This window comes from Acetobacter malorum, assembly GCF_002153605.1.
Taxonomy (GTDB): domain Bacteria; phylum Pseudomonadota; class Alphaproteobacteria; order Acetobacterales; family Acetobacteraceae; genus Acetobacter; species Acetobacter malorum_A.
Genome location: NZ_JOPG01000064.1, coordinates 1 through 8,975, shown reverse-complemented (window position 1 = coordinate 8,975; position 8,975 = coordinate 1). Strand labels below are relative to the sequence as shown.

Sequence of the window (8,975 nt, the reverse complement as noted above, 5' to 3'; positions counted from 1 at the left end):
GAATCTCCTCATCCTCACGCTGAGAAAATTCTCATTCAAAAGCCACTCTTTTTATGGGGGGATTACCGCTGAAATACGAATGCATCTACCTGCACGCGTTCGAGACCGGATCGGAGCTACGGACCGCGCTTGCCGGATGGATTGTGCATTACAACGGACAGCGGCTTCATTCAGCATTGGCTGGACGTAAGCCCGATAAGGCGTATCATGACGTGCCGCCGCCCTCTGGTCCGGGGGGTTAACCCCGGACCAGAGGGCCAACAGCGGTGCCGTCAGAATGGCAGCATAACAACAACCGGGTTATAGCTTATTCAACCCAAAAACTGTCCGAATACCTCTGGACGCTACAGAAGATCTTCAGGATGTCAGCGCGATCAGAGCGCCCATACTAAAAACAGCGGCGATGGTGGAGAAAAACACCGTAGATGCGGCCTCACGCTCCCCCTTTTTAATTTGACTCGATAGAATCACGATGACAGAGGCCGACGGCATCGCAAATGTCAGAACGACTTCCCGCAGATAAAACGGCGACAGATGCGCCACGAGTGCAAGGCCCCAAGCACCGAGTGGCACGACAACGTTTCTGATCACAACCGACGTGATGACCATTCTGTTCAACACAGGTTTCATCAGGCACAATAAAATACCGGCGGAAAACATTGCGGTTCCCCCAGTCGTTTTACCGAGCATGATCAAGGAAGTGTCCAAAAGCTTTGGGACGGGCACGCCGGACAGAACCCAGAAAAATGCCAGAAGCGGCGCAAGGACGACTGGCTGCTTGAAGGCCTGCTTGAGATGCGAGGTCCATCCTCCCTCACCTCCGAGCGTCTCCCTATTATCGCTGGCCAGAAGAAAAAAAACAATTGGTATCAAGACAACATTAATGGTCAGGCTTGCCAAAGACACGGCGAGCGCGCTTTTTTCACCAAATAGAAAACCCAATACAGCCGAACCAACGAATGGAACTGAAGGGTTTCCAACGGCAAGTGCCTGAAGCGTGCTCAAGGAGACGGAGCGCTTGAAGACAAAGCGCGAAAGCCAGTACGTCAGCAGAAAGCTGACAATCATCCAGCCAATAATAATTGCCGCAAAACTACCAGAATTGAGAATTTGCTGACGGTCAATTTTGGAAATACCGACAAACAGATCCATCGGCAGTGCGAATTTCAGTACCATTCGGTTGAGAGCGGTTGCTTGATCGCGATTGAACATACCACAGGCGGCACCCAAGTATCCCAACGCCATGGAGAGGACCACAGGGAAGACAGCCCCACAAATAGTCTCTAACATACGACCTCACATTTTTGAAAAAGCTGCCTCAACATCCGTCAAGAAAAACAACACCGACAAAAGATCGGCGCTTCCACCCGGGCTAATATTTTTATCAATAAATATCTTATTTATATTAAAAACATTTTCAAAAAAAACCTCATCATCAATAGAAGATGGAATATTCAACACCTTTTCTGCACATTTTCTGGAGAAATCAAGCCCAGCCAGACCCGCTCTGGAGATAATATTTGTATCTCCATTTTTGGATATCAGAGTCAGCAATGCGACAAGGTCTGCGCGACCGGATGGGCCATGTTCGGAAAGAGCCGAGAGATAAGCAGGCAGCGCATATGTCCGAACAGTGACAAAACCAGATTCCGCCTCTCCTCTAGCCCCGGCCAATCCGTATCGTCGATAAATCTTCTCGCCCGCCGTCGCACTGGATGTGTTGCCCTGGCATCCGAAATCATTCAAGACGATATCCTTAGAGATATACGCGACTTCTGTGCAGATTCGTTCAATGCTCAGTTCTTGCCCACCAGCCACGACTCTCCCGACAGCCCCACACAGGAGGCCGAGAGAGAAAATACTCCCCTTATGTGTATTAATCCCGCCTGTTTTCTGAAACATACGCCGTTCGCACGCGAGACCAGTCGCGCGCAGAGCCGACAGTGTCCGATCAGCCGGTTGAAAGGCCGTTTCACATCCCTGCTGATAGAAACGCTCTAAAAAGGGCGAAATTGCTTCGATACTACACAGGAAAAGTGGGTAATCCATATCACGGTGGGCACCGCTATCATGGCGATCGACGAGACCGGGCTTGGGGGTCAGATCAATCTCTCTGACCAAAGCTTTTCGCGCTATCTCCGAGACTCTCTCGCCGATTGTCATGACGGCGGTCATACCGATACGCCCTCTTCATAGAGGGATAGAATCCGCTTCATACTGGTCTCCAGAACCGGCAAGGGGTGCTGACGGTTGCGTGCACAGAAATGTGCGTTTTCCTGGCAGGCTAAGCATCGCCGCGCTGGCAGGCCAAACTGCTCCCGCGACAGAACATTCATGCCTGGCTCGATCACATCCAGATCCCACAGCCGCCCGAGCGGATGCGTATCTTCGAGGTTCACGGCGATCTGCTTCAGCGCCTCGGATTCGATCCCTCTGACGACACAGAGCGCCTCCGGTCCTGCTGCCGAATGTGAGAAACGCTGCGTATCGATCCTCAGACCAGCACCGTCACACGCCGCATGGAGTGTCGTCACTCCGACATGAAACACTTTATCGATCAATAGAGACGATTTGACCGGACCCGGAGACACGATCGTCAGCGAAATCAGAGGACACTCACAGTCCTCCAGCAGGAGATACTGCCTGTACGCGCGCGCTTCCCTTGCCGCCAGCAGGGCAGAAAATGGGACAGAGCCATCCGCCAACGCATCAGGCCGATCTCTCGTCATTATCGGGCCACCTGGCGCACCACATCCATGACACTGCCATCACGATACCGTACGACCGCAACGATCTTGTCCGTGTAGGCGATCGGTTCCGGCTTGCCGGCGCGGCTGATGGCGAGATCTTTCAGTTCCTCGATACTCAAGACCGGAAGCTTCGCGTCGCGGAGACGTTTTTCGAGAGCTTGATTATTGGGATTCACCGCTATTCCGTGGTCAGTTACAACGACATCCACGGTGCTGCCCGGAGTCACGACCGTATTGACATGCTCGACTACACACGGCATCCGCGACCTGAGCAACGGCGTCACGATAACCGTCAAATTGGCTGCAGCGGCAACATCGCAATGACCACCTGACGCACCACGCAGCACTCCATCAGAGCCTGTCAGCACATTGACATTGAAATCGATATCAACCTCCAACGCACTCAGCAACACGACGTCGACACGATCGACATAAGCGCCCTTGGATGATGAATTCGCATATTCATTCGCCGAAATCTCGCAATGTGCAGCATTCTCTCTCAATGACTGTGCTGCGGTCACATCAAACGACTGCACGTCTGCAATCGCGCCGATCATGCCTTTGTTCAGCAGATCCACGATGGGGCCCGTCACGCCACCCAAGGCAAAACTCGCTTTGATATTTTTTTCGACCATCTTTTCCCCGAGAAAGATGGTCGTTGCGGTAGCGGCTCCTCCTGATCCTGTCTGCATGGAAAAGCCGGTTTTGAACGATCCTGAATGCTCGATTACAGAGGCGGCGATACGGGCCAGAAGCAAGTCGCGGGGGTTCTTCGTCAACCGTGCAGCCCCAACGCTGATCAGAGACGGATCGCCCACCTCGTCCACCGTGACGACCGCATCTACCTGATCCTGGGAAAGGCTGGCGGGATAGTTCGGAAAATCCACCAGTTCCTGAGCCATCGCGATAACATACCGCGCGTGCGCAGCATCCACCTTGGCATAGCCGAGCGAACCACAACTCAGTTCGCCATGACTGCCATTCGCGTTGCCAAACTCATCGGATGACGCCACCCCGAGGAATGCAACATCAATGGAAATTTCGCCCGTTTGAATCAGATGAACACGGCCGCCATGAGAATGAACCTGCACCGGCACATCCATCAAACCTTTGGAAACAGCCTCGCCCAGTTCACCTCGCAAGCCCGATGTAAAGATTTTAGCGATCACGCCGGAGCGGATATACTCAACCAGGCCATCATGGCAGTTCAGCAAAGAACTTGGTGCAATCGTCAGATTTTTAAAACCGAGATCGGATAACGTCTTGATGACATGCATCAAAACCTTATCGCCCTCCCGGAAGGCGTGATGAAAGGACACCGTACTGCCATCCCGCAAACCCGACGTACGAATTGCCTCTTCAAGAGACGGAAAAAGCTTTCTGTGGCGCTTCGTGGACGGGCTCGCGAGTTGCGGCGATTTCGCAAATACACCTTCAAATTCTGGAAGGTTATTTCTGGAAGCGTATTCTGCGGTGCACTGTTGATTGTATGACATTGAACCCTCCCTCACGAGTGATCGGATAGAAGAATGACGCGCTGAGCCTCGTGAATAACCGGCGGATCAATCATTTTTCCATCAAGGGAAACGACGCCCAGATTTTTTTCTTCGGCGTCTTTCGCAGCCTGAATGACCTTCCGGGCGTGATCGACCTCGCCCGTCGTTGGGGCATAGGCCTTATGGAGAAGCTCAATCTGGCGCGGATGAATGAGGGACTTTCCATTAAAACCAAGATTTTTGGCAATGGCGACCTCTCTCAGGAATCCCTCTTCATCATTGACGTTTCCATAAGCAACATCGAATGCATCGATTTTTGCAGCGCGCGCAGCATGCAACACGGCCGCACGTGCATAGAACAATTCGGGTTCACTTCCGGAACTCCGCGATGTCTGCATATCCACCAGGTAGTCAAATCCCGCAAGGGCAATGGCGATCATTCGGGGCGTACATGATGCAATAGAAACCGCATTGACGACACCACATGCAGATTCGATAGCTGCCATGATTTTCGTATCACCTATGGGACGACCACAAGATTTTTCTATATTTTCAATACGATTTTCAATTTCTTTTACGTCGGCAACGCTTTCCGTCTTGGGCAGACGGATGACCTCGACACCGCCGCGGACAGCCATGTCAAGATCATCTTCCCAGAACGGAGTTTCGACACCATTGATGCGTACGACAGTTTCGATGCCACCGTAGAGGTTGGCTTTCAGCGTATTGAAAACCAGAAGGCGCGCCGTATCCTTCTCGGCCAGGCTGACGGCATCTTCCAGATCGAACATGACGGAATCAGGTCGATAAATATAGGAATTGGAGAGCATTCCAGCGCTGTCACCCGGAATGAACATCATGCTCCGGCGCAATCTCATGACACAACCTCGAAATTCACTTTATTTTCTCCTGCGGCCCGAAAGACAGCAGCCTGGACACGAGCCCGAATGACACAATCCAGAGCTCCCTGATCCTTCACATCGACAGCAACTCCAGTTACGCCGAGCTTTTCCAGCGTCTCTGTCACAAGCTGTCGGATGGCCGCACCGTACTGTTTTTCAACTTTGCTCTGAAGCATGAGTTGAACCTCATTTCCGTCATCAGGAGAAACCACGACTAGGATGTCACTCGACTCCAACGTACCGGCTATTCCTCGTTGCTTGATCTTCATGATGATGCATCCTTCTTTTTGTCCGAACTCATGAAATTCTGCTTGATAAAAGCAAACGTTGAACATGGCACCAGAGGCCGGACAGATTCATATTGATGTTCTTTAATCAGCTCTCTAACGCGGGACGCTGAAACAACTTTGCCATCACATTTTATTCTTACAATTTCTTCAAGCTGTATTGATTTCTGCACGCATAACGATTCTGAAAGATATTTTTTCAAAACTCTATTATACATTCGAGTCGTTTTATCCAGCGGCTCGGTACCAACATATCTGACAGTGATACCGAGCGCCGGACCAATATACTGGCGAAACATCAGTGCATCGACGGCAGAAGCCTGCTGGTTTACCTGATCATCATCTTTAAGAAAATACTGGGGAAATGTAACGTGAGAGACGATATAGTCGGAGCCCTCATGGATGATGACGTTCGCAATATCGCAAAGCCCTTCTCGTACAAGATTGAGGCGATCCTGGTATGAGAAATAAGACACATCTTCCTTGACCAGAAAGACATGCACCCAATCACACTCCCTGCATGCCCTTTCGACCAGATAACGATGCCCGTTCGTAAACGGGTTGGCATTCATGACGACACTACCGACCCGACCACCTTCTTTCTTTTTTCTGGAAAGATTTTCCAGATAATCGGACAGTCTGTTTCTATTATACTCCATGAATGTGACAGCCCCTGGAATCTCCACCAGGGGTGAAAAGCCCCACCCACGAAACTTTTTAGAGTTTTCTTGTTTTGTATAAAGAAACAGATCGTCGTACCGTGCCTCGAGTCCCTGCTTGACGATCTCGGTACCGACTTTGAGACTTAACTCCGTACCCCGATATTTCTTATCGACGCATACACATTTAATAACATTTTCATCAAGCCCGGCGCTGGCAACAATTCGTCCGTCGTCCAGGCTTGTTGCCAGCACGAATTTTTTGATCGCCCTATCTATTTTCAATTCATTCTCAAGCAGAAACCGTTCGATGTCGAGCCAGAGGAATTTAAGATCCATCCCATTGACCACGCGCAATTTCGCATCGGTGAAGAGGGACCGTGTTGCGAGTGACAACATCACTGCGCGCGAGCGAACCTGATGATGCTGCGTGACATCTGATCTTTCGCCCAGTTTGGCATCTTGCGCCACGGTGTCACAACCTGTGCGTCGTTACCCGTGATCGTGACCGTACGACGCTGCTCGGTTCCGACCCATTCCGGGGCCCACGCCGTCTGTACACTGGTTACCCACTGATTGCCTTCGATCCTGTAACGCCCGATATAGGCGACAAGGGTGCTCATCAGATGAGCGCGCTCTTCGTCTGTCGTGGCAGCCTCACGTCCGGTCCCTTCAAGATTGAAAGCAACCCAACCATCTTTAGTGAAAATGACTCGTCCTCGCGGATGGTCTCCCATGGCATCGATAAATTCGCCGGTTGCCTGCAACTCCACTTGATACGAAACCAGCGTCCAGGTTCCCACGATCTCTTGTACCAGTGCTTTTTCCTGCTCAGGCTTGACCTGTGGCGCGACGCTCATCTTCGATGTCCCATCAATTTTTCTCAAGCTGGATCATATTCAGAACGAGTCGCTTGGCCACCGGCTTTGGGCGCAAATAACTATTGCGTGTGACACAAGTATTTTTTGTGTCATCATCCTATAAGGACAATGCGACTACGACCCGCTTCAGGAACAGAAACATGGCTTTGGACGATCTGACGGATGTCGCTTTTTTCATGCATCTGGTTAATGCCGGCGGTGTAACGGCTACAGGCAAGCGACTGGGTGCCTCTCCGGCGGCCGTTTCCCGAAGGCTGAGGCGACTGGAGGCACGGCTGGATATCGCTCTCGTCATACGCAATACACGGCACTTTCATCTCAGTGACGCCGGGCAATTATATTATGATGGTGGAAAAAAAATCGTTGAAGAAACCGATCGGCTTGAGGCCGAAGTGATCCAATCGGATCAACTCCTCCAAGGGGCGCTCAGCATCGGGGCCCCCCTCGAATTCGGGCGAAACAAGCTGGCGCCGTTCATTGCGGACTTTCATGAGAAATACCATGGCCTTCAGCTTAATCTTGCTGTTGCTTCCGAAGGATCTTACGATTTTGCCGATTATCTCGACATCATCATTCGTGTCGGCTTGCCGGAAGCGACCGGCACGATCGTTACGAAAATCGCCTCAACTGTCCGGGTGCTCTGCGCATCCCCTGAATATATCATAAAAAACGGCGAGCCACGCACACCGAACGAATTACGTCAGCATACCTGCCTTTGCCTGAGACGTTACAAAACCATGGAAGTGATCAATCAGTGGGTTCTGGAAAACAAAGAGCATTCTCACGTTCTCACCGTCACGCCTTCGCTCAGCAGTACAAACGCGGAAATCATCCACGACTGGGCTTTATCGGGCAAAGGCATTGCATATAAACTCTTATGCGATGCACATGAAAATCTACAGAATGGCAGCCTTGTACGCATTCTGCCGGAATATCAGGGCGAAGCGATATCCCTCTATGCCGTTCTTCCATCTAGGAGCCACATCAAGAAGAGCGTGCGCTTGCTCCTTGACGAGTTGAAAAAATACATAAAAAAATCGATGGTTTTCGACTGAAATCCAGAAAATCATTTATTTTTCGTCAGATTTTAATATCCGGCATAGCGACCCGGCCGATGGAACGTTGCCACGCCCCCGCTGATGGCGGACAGCCCGACATGAGCGAGGTCGATGGTCAGGGTAGAGAGCCCCAGGATAAAGCAATCGATCCCGATTTGGACCTGGAGGGTTCGAAAAACTCTCTGGTTTTGATAATGCCTTTGTGATTTCATTTCCCCTGAGTTGATTGGGGTATGGATCATGAAACAGCCCGTTTTTTTGATGTTGAAGAGCAACTTGCCCGGCTGAGCGGGCTTAGTGACCAACTCGAAGCGTTTTCCCGAACTGTGGATTTTGAAGTGTTCCGCCCGGATCTGGAGCAAGCTTTGGCCTATTCGGACGGGGGCAAAAGCGGGCGTCCACCGTTTGATCCGATACTGATGTTCAAAATTCTGATGATCCAGACGCTGAACAATTTGTCCGACGAACGGATGGAGTATCTGATCAACGACCGTCTGTCGTTCATGCGTTTTCTGGGATTGGGGCTGTCGGACCGTGTGCCTGATGCCAAAACGGTGTAGCTGTTCCGTGAATGCCTGACACAGGCAGGGGCCATTGAAAGACTGTTTGAGCGCTTTGATGCGGTAATCCCCCCATAAAAAGAGTGGCGTTTGAATGAGAATTTTCTCAACGTGAGGATGAGGAGATTCTGATGAAGAGTGATCGCTTTACTGACGCCCAGATCATGGGCGTGATCCGCCAGGCTGAAGGTGGCGTCTCGGTTCCTGACCTGTGCCGGGAGCATGGGATCAGCAACGCGACGTTTTACCGGTGGCGCGCGAAATATGGCGGCATGGATGCCTCGATGATCAGTCAGATGAAGGCTCTGGAAGAAGAGAACCGTCGGCTGAAGCGGATGTATGCGGATCTGAGCATGCAGACGGATATCCTGAAGGAGGCCCT

The 8,975-nt window shown here is 51.3% G+C and carries 10 protein-coding genes and 2 pseudogenes; 4 read left to right on the top strand and 8 right to left on the bottom strand.

Going from position 1 to position 8,975, the window contains the following annotated elements:
• Positions 1–68: 68 nt before the first annotated feature.
• Positions 69–289: pseudogene (locus HK23_RS13890) on the top strand (integrase core domain-containing protein); the annotation flags it as partial.
• Positions 290–357: 68 nt separating this feature from the next.
• On the opposite strand, the gene HK23_RS13885 reads toward HK23_RS13890, so the two are convergent.
• The 8 genes from HK23_RS13885 to HK23_RS13850 are packed head-to-tail and all read right to left on the bottom strand — an operon-like array spanning position 358 to position 6,954.
• The gene (locus HK23_RS13885; RefSeq protein ID WP_025829307.1) at positions 358–1,290 is read right to left on the bottom strand and encodes an AEC family transporter; all 933 of its coding nucleotides are present in this window, start codon (positions 1,288–1,290) and stop codon (positions 358–360) included.
• Positions 1,291–1,296: 6 nt separating this feature from the next.
• The gene (gene citG / locus HK23_RS13880) at positions 1,297–2,175 is read right to left on the bottom strand and encodes a triphosphoribosyl-dephospho-CoA synthase CitG (protein WP_025829309.1); all 879 of its coding nucleotides are present in this window, start codon (positions 2,173–2,175) and stop codon (positions 1,297–1,299) included.
• Positions 2,172–2,729: a citrate lyase holo-[acyl-carrier protein] synthase gene (gene citX / locus HK23_RS13875; RefSeq protein ID WP_025829311.1), complete on the bottom strand. Its 558-nt coding sequence runs from the start codon at positions 2,727–2,729 to the stop codon at positions 2,172–2,174. The genes citG and citX overlap by 4 nt, the downstream gene beginning before the upstream one ends.
• Positions 2,729–4,246, bottom strand: a complete 1,518-nt coding sequence (gene citF / locus HK23_RS13870; protein ID WP_025829312.1) for a citrate lyase subunit alpha — start codon at positions 4,244–4,246, stop codon at positions 2,729–2,731. Before citF ends, citX begins: the two co-directional genes overlap by 1 nt.
• A gap of 11 nt (positions 4,247–4,257) precedes the next feature.
• On the bottom strand, positions 4,258–5,106 hold the full coding sequence (locus HK23_RS13865) for an aldolase/citrate lyase family protein (protein WP_231888585.1): 849 nt from the start codon (positions 5,104–5,106) through the stop codon (positions 4,258–4,260).
• A gap of 14 nt (positions 5,107–5,120) precedes the next feature.
• The gene (citD, locus tag HK23_RS13860; protein WP_035374961.1) at positions 5,121–5,417 is read right to left on the bottom strand and encodes a citrate lyase acyl carrier protein; all 297 of its coding nucleotides are present in this window, start codon (positions 5,415–5,417) and stop codon (positions 5,121–5,123) included.
• Positions 5,414–6,565: a [citrate (pro-3S)-lyase] ligase gene (gene citC / locus HK23_RS13855; RefSeq protein WP_128081268.1), complete on the bottom strand. Its 1,152-nt coding sequence runs from the start codon at positions 6,563–6,565 to the stop codon at positions 5,414–5,416. Before citC ends, citD begins: the two co-directional genes overlap by 4 nt.
• Complete coding sequence (locus HK23_RS13850; protein WP_025829316.1) at positions 6,493–6,954, bottom strand: lipocalin-like domain-containing protein; 462 nt, start codon at positions 6,952–6,954, stop codon at positions 6,493–6,495. The genes citC and HK23_RS13850 overlap by 73 nt, the downstream gene beginning before the upstream one ends.
• Positions 6,955–7,115: 161 nt before the next feature.
• Here HK23_RS13850 and HK23_RS13845 point away from each other — a divergent pair, with 161 nt between their 5' ends.
• From HK23_RS13845 to HK23_RS13830, 3 genes and pseudogenes are all read left to right on the top strand, one after another.
• Entirely contained in the window at positions 7,116–8,030 is a 915-nt protein-coding gene (locus HK23_RS13845; RefSeq protein WP_025829317.1) for a LysR family transcriptional regulator, read from the top strand.
• A 243-nt stretch (positions 8,031–8,273) separates the two neighbouring features.
• Positions 8,274–8,662 (top strand): annotated as a pseudogene (locus HK23_RS13835) (transposase); the annotation flags it as partial.
• 62 nt (positions 8,663–8,724) lie between these two features.
• Positions 8,725–8,975: transposase (locus HK23_RS13830; RefSeq protein ID WP_143217584.1), on the top strand; the 251-nt coding region annotated here is incomplete at its 3' end.

Coding starts and splice junctions, on each gene's coding strand:
- HK23_RS13885 (WP_025829307.1), bottom strand. CDS start 1,290: ATGTTAGAGACTATTTGTGGGGCTGTCTTCCCTGTGGTCCTCTCCATG.
- citG (WP_025829309.1), bottom strand. CDS start 2,175: ATGACCGCCGTCATGACAATCGGCGAGAGAGTCTCGGAGATAGCGCGA.
- citX (WP_025829311.1), bottom strand. CDS start 2,729: ATGACGAGAGATCGGCCTGATGCGTTGGCGGATGGCTCTGTCCCATTT.
- citF (WP_025829312.1), bottom strand. CDS start 4,246: ATGTCATACAATCAACAGTGCACCGCAGAATACGCTTCCAGAAATAAC.
- HK23_RS13865 (WP_231888585.1), bottom strand. CDS start 5,106: ATGATGTTCATTCCGGGTGACAGCGCTGGAATGCTCTCCAATTCCTAT.
- citD (WP_035374961.1), bottom strand. CDS start 5,417: ATGAAGATCAAGCAACGAGGAATAGCCGGTACGTTGGAGTCGAGTGAC.
- HK23_RS13850 (WP_025829316.1), bottom strand. CDS start 6,954: ATGAGCGTCGCGCCACAGGTCAAGCCTGAGCAGGAAAAAGCACTGGTA.
- HK23_RS13845 (WP_025829317.1), top strand. CDS start 7,116: ATGGCTTTGGACGATCTGACGGATGTCGCTTTTTTCATGCATCTGGTT.